Source organism: Cupriavidus sp. FW216-B1 (assembly GCF_058789195.1).
This window is the reverse complement of record NZ_JBYTEL010000006.1, coordinates 249,816-265,368: the sequence shown is the minus strand read 5'-3', so window position 1 is coordinate 265,368 and position 15,553 is coordinate 249,816. Positions and strand designations below refer to the sequence as shown.

The following is a 15,553-nucleotide window of genomic DNA, read 5'->3' as shown; positions in this document are numbered from 1 at the left end:
TCAGCGGCAGTTGGCTTCGCCGGCGCCCGGGGTGGAGCCGGTCGGGCTGTGGTTGCTGCCGCCCTGCATCACGGTGCCGGCGCAGCTTGCCTTGGCGCCGCGCGTGACGCGCACGGTCATGCTGTCGACCCAGTAGTCGTGCCCGGCCACGCGCACGCGGTAGAAGTCGTCCTTCGACTCGAGCACGGGCCACGGCAGGTTGTCCGGCGCCACGCTCTGCGCGGCGGCGGCGTCGCCGGGGTGCGCGTACAGCGGCAGCGGCTTGACGACGGCGCCGGCGACCTGGCCGAGGTCGGACGGCGGCGTGGCGGCGCCGGCCGGCAACGCCGGCAGGACCGGCAGGACCGGGAGCAGGGCGAGCAGGGTGGCAGCGAGGCGGGCGCGGAGGGACGGGAGGCGGCGCATGGTTTTTACTCCGGGTGGTGCGATTCGGTCAGGGGTGGCTCGTCCGGGTCGGTGCCGAGCGCGATGTCGGTGATCTTGCGGGTCCAGCCGAACCATTCGGCGGCGAGCGCCATCGCGGCGAGGTCCACCACGGGCAGCGTGCCGACGTCGAGCAGCCACTGAGCGCCGACGATGAACAGCATGATGGCCAGCGTGGAATAGGCCACGCGCCAGGCCTGCCCCGAGAGGAACGCGCCGACCCGGCCGGCGCCGAGCAGGAACGCGCTCAGGTGCCGGTTGCGCGGGCCGCGTGCGCCGGTGGTGCAGGCGTGGCGCAGGCGCGCGCGCAGGCGGCGCAGCCATACCCCGGGCTGGCGCCGCCAGCGCCCGCGCGCGTGCCGCGGCGGCGGGCCGCCGAACAGGCGCCGGCGGTGCAGCAGCAGGTGGGTCAGCGCCACCGCGACCAGGCCCAGCACGGCCAGGCGCCACGGCGGCGGCATCTCCCATTCCAGCGCGCGCTTGTAGCGCGCGCCGTAGGTCAGCAGGTTGTCGAGCGCCATCGCGTGCATGAACACGCCCGGGATCGGACCGTGCACGGGCGACGCCACCAGGTCGTTGCTGCCCGCCATCGAGGTGCCGATCAGCACGAAGCGGCCGTCGATGCGCTCGCGCAGCCGCTGCGCGTCCGCCTCGGTGGCCGGCTTGAGCTCGCGCATGGTCAGCGCGCGGCTGTAGGGGCAGATCGGCTTGAGCGCCTCGTCGCCGGCCCACAGCGCGCGCAGCGCGGGCGGCAGGACCTCGCCGGGGCCGGCATAGGGCCGGCACCATTCGGCAAAGCGCGGCAGGCCGGCATTGTCCACGCCCCAGACCAGCGCCATCGGCGCTTCCTCGCGCTCGAGCTTCACGCCGGCGGCATCCTCGGCCACCGCCAGCGCGGCGCTGCGCGCGGGCGGGGCGCTGTCTTCGTCGCGCGCTTCGCCGTGCGCTTCGCCGCGCTCCCCGCCGTGCGCCCGGTTCTCGTGCCTGCCTTCATGGCCGCCGGCCTCGCGCCACAGCGGGTAGTTCCAGATCAGGCGGTCGATGCGGTCGGCCTCGTAGTCCACGCCGACCAGCGTGAAGCACGGCGCCTCGCCGGCGGGCGTGGCCAGGCCCGGGCGCAGCGCCAGCCGGCCGTCCGCGCCGGGCAGCGCGGCCAGGAAGACCGGCACGCCGCGGTCGCGCAGCCGGCACAGCGCCAGCACCAGCGCGGGCAGCGTGGCGTCGTCGCGCGCCTGCGTGAAGGTGATGTCGACGAAGATCGCGCGCGGCTTGTAGGCCTGCCCCAGCACCGACAGCCAGCGCGCGTGCGTGCGGTACGGCACCGGCCAGCCCTGGCCGGCCTCGGCCAGGGAGGTGTCGTCGATCAGCAGCACGGTCACGTCGTCGCGGCGCGCGGCGGGGTAGAAGGCGCCCACCAGCGCGCTCTGCGCGCGCGCGGTGACGTGGGTGATGGCGTCGCTGGAGGGCACCACCTTGGGCACGCCCCACAGCATCAGGAAGGAGATCACCAGCGCGAACGGCAGCGAGACCAGGAAGCGCGTCGCCGGCTTGTAGCGCCGGGCATCTTCCCGCGCGCCGGCGGCGTGGCCGGTGGGCGGCGCGCCCGTGCCGGCTGGCGCCGCCGGCGTGGCGTGGTGAGGCGAGCTGGTCATCCTGCGGCGTTCTTGTTCTTGTCCTGGCTATGGCCGTGCGCGGCTCGCGCGCGCAGGGCTGTCCCGGGGGAGGTCAGATGTGGATCAACGGTGGCAAATGCCGGCGCTCATGATAGCTCGAAATTACATTTGCTTACATATGCCGATGTGGCTGCGGGGAGACAGCCGCCCCATCGGAGGGCGGGAGGGCGAGAGGCGGGCAGGCGGGCCGCGCGCGGGTTCAGGCGGGCTGCACGTAGACCGTGAGCTGCAGGTCCACGATGCGGTAGCCTTTTTCCGCGACGAAGCGGTCCAGCCGTTCGAGCAGGGCTTCGTCCTCGAACTTGAAGATCTTCCCGTCCTGCATGCTGACCACGTGGACGTGCCGGCTGCCGTCGGACAGCTCGTAGAACGACTTGCCGTGGCCGAGCTGGCTGCGCCGGACGATGCCGGCGTTCTCCATGTCGCCCAGCACGCGGTAGACGGTGCCGATGCCGACCTGGTTGCCGGCGTCCCGGAGGGCGACGTAGAGGGCTTCCGCGGTCGGGTGCGCGTGGGCGCAGCGCTGCAGCGCGCCGAGGACCTGGAGCCGCAGCAGGGTGGGACGCAGGCCGGCGTCGCGGAGTACGGATTCGGAAGCGCTCATGGTGGAAAGGGGGCGGGGGCGCGGCGTGGCGTGGGCCATCCGAAGGGGCTCGGCGCTCAGATCTCAGACCATTCGCGCAGCAGGTTGTGATAGTGGTGGGTCAGCGTCAGCAGCTCTTCCGACTCGCCGCAGCGGGTCCGCAGCGACTGGATGGCCTGGTCCAGCTCGAACAGCATCGTGCGCCGGCCGTCGTTGCGGATCATGCTCTGCATCCAGAAGAACGAGCACAGGCGGCTGCCGCGGGTCACGGGGGTGACGCAGTGCACGCTGGTGGACGGGTACAGCACCATGTCGCCGGCCGGCAGCTTGACTTCGTGCACGCCGTAGGTGTCGCGGATGGTCAGGTCGCCGCCGTCGTATTCCTCGGGGTCGCACAGGAACAGCGTGGCCGACAGGTCGGTGCGCAGCCAGCCCGGGCTGTGGTCGTGGGCGCGCACCGCGCCGTCGACGTGGAAGCCGTAGTGCTCCAGATTCGCGCTGTCGTAGCGGTTGAACAAGGGCTGGGCGATGCGCAGCGGCAGCGCCGCGGAAAAGAACAGGGCGTTCTTCTTCAGCGCCTCGGTGACGATGCCCGCCATTTCGATCGAGGCCGGGGCATTGGCCGGGGCCTGGCGGTTGTTCTTCACCCTGGCGCCGGCGGTGCCGACCGTGGCGCGGCCGTCCACCCATGCGCCGGACTCGAGCCTGCCGCGCAGGGTCCGGACTTCTGCGGCGCTCAGCACGCCGGGGATGTGGAGAATCATGATGTCGACATGTTGTATTGATGCCCCGCCGGCCGCGCGCGGCCGCCGGCGGGGCGGCCTGGCTGCCGTCAGAAGCTGATGTTAGCCGTCAGCAGCGCGGTGCGCGGCGCTCCCGGGAAATACCGGTAGCCGCTCTTGTTGATGGACGCGACGTAGTTCTTGTCGAAGATGTTGTACACGTTCACCTGGAAGCTCAGGTTGCGCGACACGCGGTAGCTGGCCATCGCGTCGAACACCCAGTACGGATCGGTGTGGTCCGGCGTGCCGACCGCGCCGTCCGTGCCGCGCTTGAGCCCGCTCAGGTAGCGCGCGCCGCCGCCGATGGTGAAGCCCAGCGGCAGCTTGTACGTGGTCCACAGCGAGAGCGCGTGCTTGGGCGTGTAGGAGAGCAGGTTGGAGCCGTCCTGCGAGACCGCGCTGCCCGCCGCGACGGTGGCGTTCTGCAGGGTGTAGCCGCCCGTCAGCGACCAGTTCGGCGTGATCTGCCCCGCCGCGCCCAGCTCGATGCCCTGCACGCGCTTCTTGCCGATCTGCCCGTAGGTGCCGTCGTCGAGCAACTGCACTTCGTTGGTGATGTCGGTGCGGAACAGCGCGGCCGAGGTGAGCAGCTTCTTGTCGAACAGCTCCCACTTGGTGCCGATCTCGGCCGTCTTCGCGCGCTGCGGCGAGAAGTCGATGCGGTTGGCGCTGTTGCCGCTGCCGGCCGCGGCCAGGGCGAAGTTGGCGCCGCCCGGGGGCTGCTGCGAAACCGCGTAGTTGGCGTAGACGTTGCCGTTCGGCGTCACGCGGTACAGCGCGCCCAGCTTCCAGTCGAACAGGTTGCCCGAGGTCGAGGCGTTGACCGTGGTCACGGGCGTGCCGGCGGCGACGCCGCCAGGGCAGGCCACCACGGTGCGGCCGGTGCCGCCGCACGCGGTGGCGCTCGAATAGTGGGTGTTGTAGTGGTCCCAGCGCAGCCCGCCGTTGACCTGGATGCGGTCGGTCAGCTCGACCGTGTCGAAGAGGTAGGCGGCGACGGTGTTGGTCGAGCCGCTGGAGTCGGCGCCGTTCTTGCCGTAGTTCGTCGCGAACAGGCTGCTGTTCGGGCTGTAGATGCTGACGTTGGGCAGCGTCGGCGAATTGTGGCCGTACAGGGTCTGCTCTTCGTGCGTGAATTCGACGCCGGCGCTGATGTCGTGCTTGAAGCTGCCGGTCGCGAACTTGCTGGTGACGTTGGTCTGGTTGCTCAGGATCTGGTTGACGCTGTCGCGCAGGTTGGGCGTGCGCGTCATGGTCCAGGTCGACGGATCGGCGGGGTTGGGCGTCACGATGTTGGTCGCGGCGGCCATGAACGAGGTCAGCAGGTAGTCCTGCTTGGTCTGCGCCCAGCGCGTGGTGTTGTGCAGCGTGGTGGTGTCGCTGAAGCGGTGGTCCACGCGGATGGTGGCCATGTCCGTGGTCGAGTCGTCGTGGTCCGACGCGGTGCCGTAGAAGTTGTGCGTGTCGACCCTGCCGCTCGTGTTCAGCAGCGACAGCGCGGCGTTCGGCGCGCGGTAGCCGGGCAGCCCGATGGTCGAGACGCCGCCGTCCGGCACGTTGTTCTGCTTCACGTGCATGTAGTCGATGTACACCGTGGTCGGCGTGTTCAGGCCGAACGCCAGCGAAGGCGCGATGCCCCAGCGCTGGTTCTCGGCTTCGTCGCGGCCGGCGACGTCGGCCTTGTGCCCCATCAGGTTCAGGCGGAACGCGGTGGTTTCGCCGATCGCGCGGTTCCAGTCGATGGTCGAGCGCGCGTAGCTGGACGTGCCCGCGCTCAGGCTGGCGTCGAAGCTGTTGTCGAGCGTGGGCTGCTTGGTGATCAGGTTGATCGAGCCGCTCGGCGCGCTGCGGCCGTAGTCCGAGCCCGACGGCCCCTTGATGACCTCGACCTGCTGCGTGTTGAACATGTCGCGGTAGGTGGTGTTCGTGTCGCGGATGCCGTCGACGTAGATGCTGTTCGAGGTGTCGATCCCGCGCATGTAGATCGCGTCGCCGGTGCTGGTGCTGCCGTTCTCGCCGGCGAAGAAGGTGCCCGCGCCGGGCACGTTGCGCAGCGCCTCCGTCAGCGTGGTCGCCTGCTGGTCCTTGATGATTTCCTGGTTGATGATGGTGACGGTCTGCGTGGTGTCCTTCAGCGGCTCGGTGAATTTCGGCGAGGCCAGAGTATCGGTCTTGTAGGTGCCCGAGGCGGCGCTGACCTGCACCGGCGGCAGCGTGACTTCCGACGGGGCCGCGGCCTGCGCGGCGGCGGGCAGCGGGCAGCCCAGGGTCAGGCCGGTGGCGATGGTGGCGGCGGCTCCGGCGAGCGACGGATAACCCGTGCGGGATTCGGAGGGCGAGGATTTTCGACTGCGGATGTAAGACATTTGTTGTGTTTTGGATGGGTCCGTATCGCGGCAGATACAGATCGTCATAGGGGCACCCGTTCCAGTGCATGCATGCGGCCATGCCGATGCTCATGTCGCCGGGCAGCGCTTGCCAGGTTCGCGCGTTGCGGTGCTGCCGACGCCATGTGATGACGGGGATGATTTGGATCCAAGTGGTTTAGGCGGCACCTCCTTTTGCTGTGCGGGATCCCTGTCGCGGCCGCCTCCGATCTCCCTTGGTGGCGCATGGATCACTAAGTAAATGAAAATAATTATCATTTTAGTTTCCGCAATGTATTTTTTGCAACACAGACTTAAATAAATTGAACTTATGCGCGGCAGGAGACGCCACGGCGGGCATCCCGAACATGCCGCCCGGGCGGCGCCTGGGCGGGCCGGGAGGGGCGCCCGGCGGCCATGCGGCGCGCCAGCCAGGAAGCGGGACGCCCGGGTTGGCCGCGTGTCGTCGGAGGGGGGAGGGAGAGGGGGAAAAGGCGATGCGGCGGCCCGCTGCGGGGCGCCGCGGCCGGGTGCCACGCCGGGATTACACAGGATTACGCGGGGTTACACCGGGTCACGCGCGTTTACGCCGGACCGCGCGCTCCCGGCGGGCATGCCGGAGCGCATGCCGCTCAGAGCTTGTAGCTCGACAGCAGGATGCTGGTCTCGGTGGCGCCGATGCCGTCGATCATGCGGATGCGGTCGAGCGTGCGGTCGAACGCCTCGAGCGTGTCCGCGCGCAGCTCGGCGATGATGTCCCAGCGCCCGTTGGTGGTGTGCAGGGCCTGCACGTTGGGCTCGCCGCGCAGCGCCTGCAGCACCTGGCGGCCCTTGTTGCCTTCCACGGCGATGGTCATCCACGCGCGGATGCGGTGGGCCTCGGCCTCGGGCTTGAGGCGGACCGTGTAGCCGACGATCAGCCCTTCCTTCTCCAGCCTGTCGATGCGGTTCTGCACGGTCGCGCGCGACACCCGCAGGGCCTTGGCCAGCGCGGTGGCGGGCAGGCGCGCGTTGTCGCGCAGCAGGGCGAGAAGCTGGCGGTCGGTGTCGTCCATGCGGGTTTCCGGGGGTGGCCTGGGGTGTACCTGGATCGGGTTGGCGATTCGCCAGATGAAACTGGCGATGTGAAAAGCATAGCAGGCGGATTGCGCAACCTGCTGCCTTTTAGTTAGCGCTGCACTGCACCAGAATGCAGTCACCGCGGTCCTCGGACCGCACGCACCTTCCACCCCCGCAGCCGTCACCCAGAAAGGAGCCAGCGTGATCAACCAGCCCACCATCCTGCTTGTCGACCCGACCCACTACGACGTGTCCTACAGCATCAACCCGTGGATGGACCCGGGCCTCTGGGCGCGCGATCCGCGCGGCATGCACCAGCACGCGGTGCGCTCGTTCGAGGCGCTCCACGCCGCGCTGCGCGCGTCGGGCTTCGCGGTGGAGACCGCGCCCGGCACGGCGGGCCTGCCCGACATGGTGTTCCCGGCCAACGCGGCGGTGGTGCTGGACGGCCACGCGGTGCTGGCGCGCTTCCGCCATCCCGAGCGCGCCGGCGAGGAAGCGCCGTTCGCGCGCATCTTCGAGGGCCTGCGCGAGCGCGGCCTGATCGACGCGGTGAGCGTGCTGCCCGAAGGCTGTTTCCAGGAGGGCGCGGGCGACTGCATCTGGGACGCGGTGCGCGGCCATTTCTGGGCCGGCTTCGGCCCGCGCTCGACGCGCGCCGCGGCCGACGTGATGGCGCAGCGCTTCGGCCGCGAGGTGGTGGCGCTGGAGCTGGCCACCGAGCAGAGCTATCACCTCGACGTGTGCTTCTGCCCGCTGTCGGGCGGCGAGATCCTGTACTACCCGCCGGCCTTCACGCCGCAGGCGCTGCGCACGCTGCGCGGGCGCGTGCCGGCCAGCCAGCGCATCGAGGCCAGCGAGGACGACCTGCGCCACTTCAGCGTCAACGCCGTCAACCTGCACGACCAGATCGTGATGACGCGCACCACGCCGCACCTGCGCGCCGAGCTGGGCCAGCGCGGCTACCACCTGCGCGAGGTCGACCTGTCGCCGTTCATGCTGTCGGGCGGCGGCGCGTACTGCATGACGCTGCGGCTGGACCGCACCAGCGCCGCGGCGCAGGCCACCGCCGGCACGCGCGCGGCGCCGGCCGCCGCGTGAGCGCCGGCCGGGCGCGCACGCCATTCAACGGGGGAACATCATGAGAGAGATCGCCTTGACCCGCTTCCTGGATGCCGGCGACGTGGCCGCGCTGGTGCGCGAGACCGGCGTCGCCAGCGCCATCGCGCAGATGGCCCATCACATCCGCCAGGATTTCCTGCGCTGGGACGCGTTCGAGAAATCGGCGCGGCTGGCCTCGCATTCGCCGGGCGGCGTGATCGAGCTGATGCCGGCCAGCGACGGCGTGCAGTATGCGTTCAAGTACGTCAACGGCCATCCGCGCAACGCGCTGGCGGCCATGCCCACGGTGATGGCCTTCGGCGTGCTGGCCGAGGTGGCGAGCGGCTTTCCGCTGCTGCTGGCCGACCTGACGCTGGCCACCGCGCTGCGCACCGCGGCCACCTCGGCGCTGGCCGCGCACGCGATGGCGCGGCCCGGCGCCAGGGTCATGGCGCTGATCGGCAATGGCGCGCAGGCCGAGTTCCAGGCGCTGGCCTTTCACGCCATGCTCGGCATCCGCGAGATCCGCGCGTTCGACATCGACCCGGCCGCGACCGCGCGGCTGGCGCGCAACCTCGACGGGATACCGGGCCTGAGGGTGGTGGCGGCGGCATCGGCGCGCGCCGCGGTGGACGGCGCCGACATCGTCAGCACCGTGACCGCGGACAAGACACGCGCCACCATCCTGACGCCGGAGATGGTGGCGCCGGGCGTGCACATCAACGCGGTGGGCGGCGACTGCCCGGGCAAGACCGAGCTGCACGCGGACATCCTGCGCGCGGCGCGCATCGTGGTGGAATACGCGCCGCAGACGCGCATCGAGGGCGAGATCCAGCAGTTGCCGGCCGACTGGCCGGTCACGGAGCTGTGGGAAGTGCTGGCCGGGCGCGCGTCGGGGCGCGGCGGCGCGCACGAGGTGACGGTGTTCGATTCGGTCGGGTTCGCGCTGGAGGACTACGCCGCGCTGCGCTGGCTCCATGCCGCGGCCCACGCGCGGCACCGCGGCAGCCACGTGGAGCTGGTGGCCACGCCGCCCGACCCGCGCGATCTCTACGGCTGGATGATGGCGGCGGCCGCGCCGCTGCCCGCGCGCGCGGCGGAGGCGGAGCCGGCGTGAGCCGGCATCGGCATCGGCCCCCCGTGCCGGCGGATGCCCGCGGGGCTCAGCCGGCCGCGCCGCGCGTCATCATCAGCTGTGCGCGCAGGAAGCCCTTGACCTCTTCGAGCGACGGCGTCTTCAGGAAGACCATGATGCCCCAGTGCTGCAGGGCGTCGGCCACGCCGTCGTAGGCCTGGCGGTTGGTGATCACGGCGAAGATGACGTTCTGGCGCGCGAAGAAGTTCTGCAGCTTCTCGATGGTGGCCGACTCGGCGTCGCTCAGTTCCTCCACGTAGTAGAGCACCACGCGCGGGTGCGAGCTGACCGACGTGATGATCGTGTCCACCACGTCCTCCACCACCACGCTCTTCAGCGGCAGGCCCCACTTGCCCAGTTGCGCGTGGATGCGCTGGGCTTCCTGGTGGTTGGGGTGGAACACCACGAGATCGAGCTCGTGCACCGACGGCAGGTCCTGGCCGACGCGCGTGGCCAGCAGCCGGTGCACGGTCTCCTTGTGAATGCGGCGGTGGCCCCCGTTGGTCTTCCAGGCACCGAGTTCGCCGCGCTCCACCATCTTCTGTACAGTGCCCAACGAGACATTGAGCAGCTTGGCGGCGGTACGCGTGCTGTAGTAAGGCTTTTCAGCCAGTTCTGAATCCAGTTTCATCCGTTCACCCGTTAACAAGAAAACTCCGCACTGCGGTGCGACTGGCAGTGACAGCGCGTGCCTCCCGCGCTGGTTTGGATTCCGGCCGCGCGTAAAAAAAGCGCAACGACGCATGGCGTGCCGGCACCCTGAGCCTCTTGCATGACCTGCCCGATAACCCGGGCGCCGGAAGCGGAGGTGCTCCGCAGCCATGCAAGGACGTGATCTTGCGTCACAGGTGCCTTCTTCTTCCAAGGGAAGAATGCCGGTTTCCAATCATATGCGTTATCGAACATACGCTGCCACCGGGGGTGGCAAATATTTCGAAAACGCCTCGAACGCTCCCACTTCTGTCTTTAAACGCATATTGTCGCGTTCTGGCAGACACGCGGCCAGCGGAATTTATCGCAAACAATGCAGACATCTGAAGCGGGGTCTACCCTGCACCCAGGATGCCCCGTCGCGGTGCGCGAAGGGCAGCCGGCGGCGCGCGCGGGACGCCCGCCCGCGCGCCGCGCGGCAGATGGCTTGCGTCCGCGCGCGCCGGCGTGGCCGGCGGCGGGCATGAGGGGGGCGGCGCCGGCGCTAGGCCGGCCCGGAGCCGGCGGTCTCGAGCACGGGCAGCGCGGCCGGCATCGCAGCGGGCATCGCAGCGGGCGCGGCGGCGGGCAGCCTGGCGAGGTCGGCGGCCAGCGCGGGCTCGCTGCACGGCACCAGGTCCGGCGCGGCCGGGTCGCCGTCCGCGGTGGCGGCCGCGGCCGTGGCCTGCGCCCTGAGTTCGCGCGTCTTGATGACGATGAAGTATTCGTAGATCGATTGCAGGATCGCGTAGGTCAGCCCGGCGCGGCCGTCGAGGAAGCCGCGCTTGCCCAGGTAGAGCAGCAGGAACTTGGCCAGCGGGCGCAGCGGCAGGCGGAAGAACAGTTCCTTCTGGTGCGCGCGCCGGCGGTGGAAGTCGCGCGCGAACAGCGCCTCGCGCAGGCTGAAGTCCGCCTTGCCGCGCCGGTTGTCGATGGTCTGCTGCGCCTCCAGGCTGCTGTAGCCGTTGTGGCGCGCGATCCAGTGGCTCAGGCCCTTGCTGAAGGGAAAGTGGTCGAGATAGCCGGACAGTTCGCCGACCGGACCGTCGGGGATCGAGGTGGGATTGACCAGCCGTTCGTAGCGCATGCGCTCGGGCCGGAACAGGCGCAGGTAGAACGGCGCGGCCTGCACGTGGCGCAGCCAGGTGCCGAGGAAGAAGTCGCGCCGCTGCACGCGGTAGGCCACCTCGTCGCGCGCGCCGCGCGCGGCGGCGCACACCTGCTCGACCAGCGCGGGCGTCATGCGCTCGTCGGCGTCGATGTAGAACACCCAGGGATGGCGGAAGCGGATATGGCGCAGGCCCCAGTTCTGGTGGCTGGCCCAGTTGTCGAACGGCCGCTGCGTGACGTGGGCGCCGAAGCGCCGGGCGATCTGCACGGTGGCATCGGTGCTCATGGAGTCGTAGACGTGGATGTCGTCGGACCACGCCACGCTCTGCAGGCAGCCCGGCAGGTCCTGCTCCTCGTTGCGCGTGAGGATCAGCACCGAGACGCCGGGCGCGGCGTGCCGCGGCTGCATCTGGCCGGCCGCGCTGGCCGGACTAGGCTGGGGCTGTGCCATGTCTTGTCCTCGTGCTGATGGGCCGGGCCGGGACGCCGGCGTAGACGGTCCAGGGCGCGCGCAGGCTCCGCGTCACCACGGCGCGCGGCGCGACCACCGCGCCTTCGGCCAGGGACACGCCCGGCGAGACGAAGGCCTCGGCGCAGATCCACACGTGCGATGCCAGCACGATGGGATGCGCCACCAACTGGAAATTGGCGCTGTTGTAGTCGTGGCTGCCGGTGCACAGGTGCGCGCCCTGCGAGACCACGCAGTGGGCGCCGATCTCGATCGGCGCCATGTTGTAGAGCGTGACGCCGTCGGCCACGCCGCTGTGGCCGCCCACGCTCAGTTGCCACGGCGCCCAGATTTTCACGTCCGGGTAGATGTGCACATGCGGCCCGAGGCGCGCGCCGAACAGCCGCAGCAGCGCCGCGCGCCACGCGTGCAGCGGGCGCGGGCTGGGCCGGAACAGGCACAGCCAGACGCACTGCCAGAGCTGGCGCTGGAGCCGGTTGCCCAGCGTGAACGAGGCGCCGGTGGTCGGGTCGTTGCCTTGCAGGATCATCGTCGTTGCGCTCGATGGTTGGCGGCCGCGGCACGCGCGCGCGCCCCGGCCGGCGGCCGGGCTTGGTCCCGCACCGGCCGCGCCTGGCGCCGGGAGGACGCGGGGCGCGCGGGAAGGGGTGAGCTCATGGTGGCGCGCCGGCCGGCGCGCTTCGGTGCGGCACCTCACACAGCGCGCGCGGCGGCGCGGCGCGGGCCGGCCCGCGGCGCAGCGGGGGAAGGACGAAAGGGACGGACGAAGGGGACGGACGAAGGGGAAGGACGAACGGGAAGGACGAACGGGAAGGGGGAAGGGCGGGCGGCGGCGCGGCAGTCGGCGGGCGCGCCGCCGCGCGGCTCAGAGCCGGTACTTCTTCACCTTGTCGAACAAGGTGGTCTTGGCGATGCCGAGCGCCTCGCTGGCGCGGCTCAGGTTGCCGTCGTGGCGGCGCATGGCGTCGGCCACCAGCGCGCGCTCGAACTGCTCGACGGCCTGCGCCAGCGGCAGCGCGGCCGGCGCGGCGGTGCCCTGGCCCGGGTTGCAGCCGAGCCCGAGCACGTGGCGCTCGGCGAGGTTGCGCAGCTCGCGCACGTTGCCGGGCCATTGGTAGGCCATCAGCGCGGCCATCTCGGCGCGGCTCGCCGGCAGCGCCTCGCGCTCGAAGCGCAGCGCGGCCTGCGCCACGAAATGCTCGAACAGCGGTGGCACGTCCTCGCGGCGCTCGCGCAGCGGCGGCAGTTCCAGCGTGACCACGTTGAGCCGGTAATAGAGGTCGGCGCGGAACTGGCCGGCCTCCGACAGCGCCTTGAGGTCGGACTTGGTGGCCGCCACCACGCGCGTGTTGACCGGCACCGGGGTGTTGGAGCCGAGCCGCTCCACCACGCGCTCCTGCAGCACGCGCAGCAGCTTGATCTGCATCGGCATCGGCATGCTCTCGATCTCGTCGAGGAACAGCGTGCCGCCCTCGGCGTGCTCGATCTTGCCGATGCGCCGGCGCGCCGCGCCGGTGAAGGAGCCGGCCTCGTGGCCGAAGATCTCGCTTTCGAACAGCTGCTCGGGCAGCCCGCCGCAGTTGATCGGCACGAAATGCCGCGCGTGGCGCGCGCTGGCTTCGTGCAGGCAGCGCGCCACCAGCTCCTTGCCGGTGCCGGTCTCGCCGTGGATCAGCACGTTGGCGGCGGTGTCGGCCAAGTCGGCGATCAGGCGGCGCAGCCGCTCGATGGCCGGCGAATGGCCGGTCAGGCGCGCCTCGAGCGTGTCGCGCCCGGCCAGCCTGCGGCGCAGGTCGGCCACCTCCAGCACCAGGCGGCGCTGCTCCAGCGCGCGCCGCGCCACCTCCACCAGCTGCTCGGGCGAGAACGGCTTCTCGAGGAAGTCGTAGGCGCCGTCCTTCATGGCCTGCACCGCCAGGCTGACGTCGCCGTGGCCGGTCACCATCACCACCGGCAGCGTGGCGTCGCGCGCGCGGAGCTCGCGCAGCAGCGCCATGCCGTCCATGCCGGGCAGGCGGATGTCGCTGACCACCACGCCGGCGAAGCCCGCGCCGGCTTCGCGCAGGGCCGCCTCGGCGCTGCCGGCCGCGCGCGTGGCGATGCCTTCGAGCCGCAGCGCCTGCTCGCAGCCCAGGCGCACGTCCGGGTCGTCCTCGACGATCAGTACGGTGAGCGGGCTAGTCGTCATGTGCGGTTTCCTTGCCTGGCTGGCCACCCGGGCAGCCCGGTCCGGCCCCGGGCCGCGCCAGCGGCAGCACCAGCGTGAAGCAGGCGCCGCCGTCGGGATGGTTGCTGGCGTCGAGGCTGCCGCCGAACTCGTCCAGGATGCCGGCCGACAGCGTCAGGCCCAGCCCCAGCCCCTGGCCGGCCGGCTTGGTGGTGAAGAACGGCTCGAACAGGCGCGCGAAGGCTTCCTGGGACAGGCCCGGGCCGTTGTCGCGGACGGTCAGGCGCAGCTTGTCGCCGGCCAGGTGGGCGCGAATCTCCAGCACCGGCGCGGCGGTGGCGGCCATCGCGTCGAGCGCGTTGCCGATCAGGTTGACCAGCACCTGCTCCAGGCGGTTGGGGTCGCAGGCCAGCACCAGGCCGGGCTCGAGCTGGCGGCGCAGTTCCGGGCGCATGGCCTGCAGGCGCGTGTCGAGCAGGAACAGCGCGTTGTCGAGCGCCTCGTCCAGCCGCGCGGTGCGCCCGCCCTGGCCGGGCTTGCGCGCGAACGACCGGAGCGCGCCGGTGATGCGGCCCATGCGCTCGACCAGGCCGATGATGGTGGCGAGGTTGGCCTGCGCGGTGGCATTGTCGCCGCGCGCGAGGAATTTCTGCGTGTTGCCGGAGAGCGTGCGCAGCGCCGCCAGCGGCTGGTTGAGCTCGTGGGCGATGCCGGTGGACATCTGCCCCACGGCGGCCAGCTTGCCGGCCTGCAGCAGGCCGTCCTGGGCCTGGCGCAGGGTGGCCTCGGCGCGGATGCGCTCGGCCACCTCGGCCTGCAGTTGCTGGTTGGCGGCCGACAGGTCGGCGGTGCGCTCGGCCACCTTGCGCTCCAGCTCGCTGTTGGCGGCCTCGAGCGCGGCGCGCGCGGCCAGCCGCTCGCCGGCGATGCGCCGGCGCACGTTCCAGGCCGCCGCCAGCAGTAGCACGAAGGCGGTCAGCACGCCCGCCAGCGCGGCGGTGTTGAGCGCGGCCAGGCGCGCCTGGGAGGTGTTGGTAAGCAGCGTGAGCTGCCAGTCGGTGCCGACCAGCTCCGCGTTCTGCGCCAGCATCGGCGGGCCGCGCCGCAGGCGCACCAGCGCGTCGCTGTCGGACAGCTTGCGCACCGGCGCCAGTTCGAGCTGCGGCAGCGGGGCGCGGTTGTACTGGAGGCTGCGCTGCAGGCGGACGCGCTGCTCGGCCGACAGCGGCCTGAGCGCGGCGAGCTTGAGCGACGGGTCCGAGGCCAGGATCACCACGCCGTTCTCGTCGGTCAGCAGCATCTGCGCGTCGGCGCCCTGCCAGCGGTTCTCGAGCGGCTCCAGGCCGACCTTGACCACCGCCACGCCGCGCGGCTTGTGGCGGTCGCCGAGCGGCGCGGACAGGTAGTAGCCGGGCTCGCTGCGCGTGGTGCCGACGCCGTAGAAGCGGCCGAGCTGGCCGTCGGCGGCGTCGCCGAAATACGGGCGGAAGCTGAGGTCCTCGCCCATGTAGCTGTCGGGGCGCTGGTAGTTGCTGGCCGCGCGCACGCGGCCGCGCGCGTCGAGCACGAACACCGCGCGCGTGCCGGCGCGCGCGTTGAGCGCGGCCAGGTACTGGTTGGCCGCCTCGACCCGGGCCGGGTCGTCCGGGTTGGCCAGCAGCGCGGCGATCTTGTCTTCGAGCGACAGCAGGCTGGGCACGTAGTCGTAGCGGGCCAGCTCGCTCGACAGCGCCTGGCTGTACAGGCGCAGCTGCACCTGGCCGCGCTCGCCCTGGCGCGCCAGCGCGGCGTCGTAGCTGTAGCGGTAGCCCAGCGCGCCGGCCAGCCCGACCAGCATCGCCAGCGCCAGCATGGCGAGCGGCGGCACCCAGCGGCGCAGGCGGCCGGCGCGGCCGTAGCTGGCGCAGGCGTCCTGCGCGGTGTCGCGCGGGCTGGCGGGCGGGGTGGCGTGCGAACGGAACGGGCCGGTCATGGAGCGGGCGGGGAAGGCTTGCG

At 71.3% G+C, this 15,553-nt stretch carries 13 protein-coding genes; 2 read left to right on the top strand and 11 right to left on the bottom strand.

What is annotated here, in order from left to right; all coding sequences use genetic code 11:
* The 6 genes from AC3WXD_RS15650 to AC3WXD_RS15625 all read right to left on the bottom strand — a co-directional run bounded on the left by AC3WXD_RS15650 (position 1) and on the right by AC3WXD_RS15625 (position 6,882).
* Positions 1 to 405 (bottom strand): hypothetical protein, encoded by a 405-nt coding sequence (locus AC3WXD_RS15650; protein WP_059410693.1) that lies wholly within the window; start codon positions 403 to 405, stop codon positions 1 to 3.
* A 5-nt stretch (positions 406 to 410) separates the two neighbouring features.
* Complete coding sequence (locus AC3WXD_RS15645) at positions 411 to 2,075, bottom strand: CHASE2 domain-containing protein (protein ID WP_492324126.1); 1,665 nt, start codon at positions 2,073 to 2,075, stop codon at positions 411 to 413.
* A 220-nt stretch (positions 2,076 to 2,295) separates the two neighbouring features.
* Entirely contained in the window at positions 2,296 to 2,700 is a 405-nt protein-coding gene (locus AC3WXD_RS15640) for a Fur family transcriptional regulator (RefSeq protein WP_020205640.1), read from the bottom strand.
* 56 nt (positions 2,701 to 2,756) lie between these two features.
* Positions 2,757 to 3,443 carry a Fe2+-dependent dioxygenase gene (locus AC3WXD_RS15635; protein WP_020205641.1) on the bottom strand — a complete coding sequence of 229 codons (687 nt, stop codon included), beginning with the start codon at positions 3,441 to 3,443 and terminating at the stop codon, positions 2,757 to 2,759.
* A 68-nt stretch (positions 3,444 to 3,511) separates the two neighbouring features.
* A complete protein-coding gene (locus tag AC3WXD_RS15630; protein ID WP_020205642.1) occupies positions 3,512 to 5,827 on the bottom strand; it encodes a catecholate siderophore receptor Fiu in 2,316 nt (771 codons plus the stop codon).
* 632 nt (positions 5,828 to 6,459) lie between these two features.
* Complete coding sequence (locus AC3WXD_RS15625; RefSeq protein ID WP_020205643.1) at positions 6,460 to 6,882, bottom strand: Lrp/AsnC family transcriptional regulator; 423 nt, start codon at positions 6,880 to 6,882, stop codon at positions 6,460 to 6,462.
* Between the two features lie 205 nt (positions 6,883 to 7,087).
* On the opposite strand from AC3WXD_RS15625, the gene AC3WXD_RS15620 reads away from it, so the two are divergent.
* Together AC3WXD_RS15620 and ocd are read left to right on the top strand one after the other, a co-directional pair.
* Positions 7,088 to 7,987: a dimethylarginine dimethylaminohydrolase family protein gene (locus tag AC3WXD_RS15620; protein WP_492324125.1), complete on the top strand. Its 900-nt coding sequence runs from the start codon at positions 7,088 to 7,090 to the stop codon at positions 7,985 to 7,987.
* A gap of 40 nt (positions 7,988 to 8,027) precedes the next feature.
* A complete protein-coding gene (ocd, locus tag AC3WXD_RS15615; protein ID WP_492324124.1) occupies positions 8,028 to 9,104 on the top strand; it encodes an ornithine cyclodeaminase in 1,077 nt (358 codons plus the stop codon).
* A gap of 46 nt (positions 9,105 to 9,150) precedes the next feature.
* On the opposite strand, the gene AC3WXD_RS15610 is transcribed toward ocd, so the two are convergent.
* The 5 genes from AC3WXD_RS15610 to AC3WXD_RS15590 all read right to left on the bottom strand — a co-directional run bounded on the left by AC3WXD_RS15610 (position 9,151) and on the right by AC3WXD_RS15590 (position 15,530).
* Entirely contained in the window at positions 9,151 to 9,753 is a 603-nt protein-coding gene (locus AC3WXD_RS15610) for a helix-turn-helix domain-containing protein (protein WP_020205646.1), read from the bottom strand.
* 564 nt (positions 9,754 to 10,317) lie between these two features.
* Entirely contained in the window at positions 10,318 to 11,373 is a 1,056-nt protein-coding gene (locus AC3WXD_RS15605) for a glycosyltransferase family 2 protein (RefSeq protein WP_492324123.1), read from the bottom strand.
* On the bottom strand, positions 11,354 to 11,920 hold the full coding sequence (locus AC3WXD_RS15600) for an LbetaH domain-containing protein (protein WP_020205648.1): 567 nt from the start codon (positions 11,918 to 11,920) through the stop codon (positions 11,354 to 11,356). Before AC3WXD_RS15600 ends, AC3WXD_RS15605 begins: the two co-directional genes overlap by 20 nt.
* Before the next feature lie 336 nt (positions 11,921 to 12,256).
* A complete protein-coding gene (locus tag AC3WXD_RS15595) occupies positions 12,257 to 13,579 on the bottom strand; it encodes a sigma-54-dependent transcriptional regulator (protein ID WP_492324122.1) in 1,323 nt (440 codons plus the stop codon).
* Positions 13,569 to 15,530 (bottom strand): sensor histidine kinase, encoded by a 1,962-nt coding sequence (locus tag AC3WXD_RS15590; RefSeq protein WP_492324121.1) that lies wholly within the window; start codon positions 15,528 to 15,530, stop codon positions 13,569 to 13,571. The genes AC3WXD_RS15595 and AC3WXD_RS15590 overlap by 11 nt, the downstream gene beginning before the upstream one ends.
* Positions 15,531 to 15,553: the final 23 nt, after the last annotated feature.

Bases quoted from the DNA above. Each gene is read 5' to 3' on its own strand.
- AC3WXD_RS15645 (WP_492324126.1), bottom strand. From the start codon at position 2,075: ATGACCAGCTCGCCTCACCACGCCACGCCGGCGGCGCCAGCCGGCACG.
- AC3WXD_RS15590 (WP_492324121.1), bottom strand. From the start codon at position 15,530: ATGACCGGCCCGTTCCGTTCGCACGCCACCCCGCCCGCCAGCCCGCGC.
- AC3WXD_RS15600 (WP_020205648.1), bottom strand. From the start codon at position 11,920: ATGATCCTGCAAGGCAACGACCCGACCACCGGCGCCTCGTTCACGCTG.
- AC3WXD_RS15610 (WP_020205646.1), bottom strand. From the start codon at position 9,753: ATGAAACTGGATTCAGAACTGGCTGAAAAGCCTTACTACAGCACGCGT.
- AC3WXD_RS15630 (WP_020205642.1), bottom strand. From the start codon at position 5,827: ATGTCTTACATCCGCAGTCGAAAATCCTCGCCCTCCGAATCCCGCACG.
- AC3WXD_RS15625 (WP_020205643.1), bottom strand. From the start codon at position 6,882: ATGGACGACACCGACCGCCAGCTTCTCGCCCTGCTGCGCGACAACGCG.
- AC3WXD_RS15635 (WP_020205641.1), bottom strand. From the start codon at position 3,443: ATGATTCTCCACATCCCCGGCGTGCTGAGCGCCGCAGAAGTCCGGACC.
- AC3WXD_RS15650 (WP_059410693.1), bottom strand. From the start codon at position 405: ATGCGCCGCCTCCCGTCCCTCCGCGCCCGCCTCGCTGCCACCCTGCTC.
- AC3WXD_RS15605 (WP_492324123.1), bottom strand. From the start codon at position 11,373: ATGGCACAGCCCCAGCCTAGTCCGGCCAGCGCGGCCGGCCAGATGCAG.
- AC3WXD_RS15595 (WP_492324122.1), bottom strand. From the start codon at position 13,579: ATGACGACTAGCCCGCTCACCGTACTGATCGTCGAGGACGACCCGGAC.
- ocd (WP_492324124.1), top strand. From the start codon at position 8,028: ATGAGAGAGATCGCCTTGACCCGCTTCCTGGATGCCGGCGACGTGGCC.
- AC3WXD_RS15640 (WP_020205640.1), bottom strand. From the start codon at position 2,700: ATGAGCGCTTCCGAATCCGTACTCCGCGACGCCGGCCTGCGTCCCACC.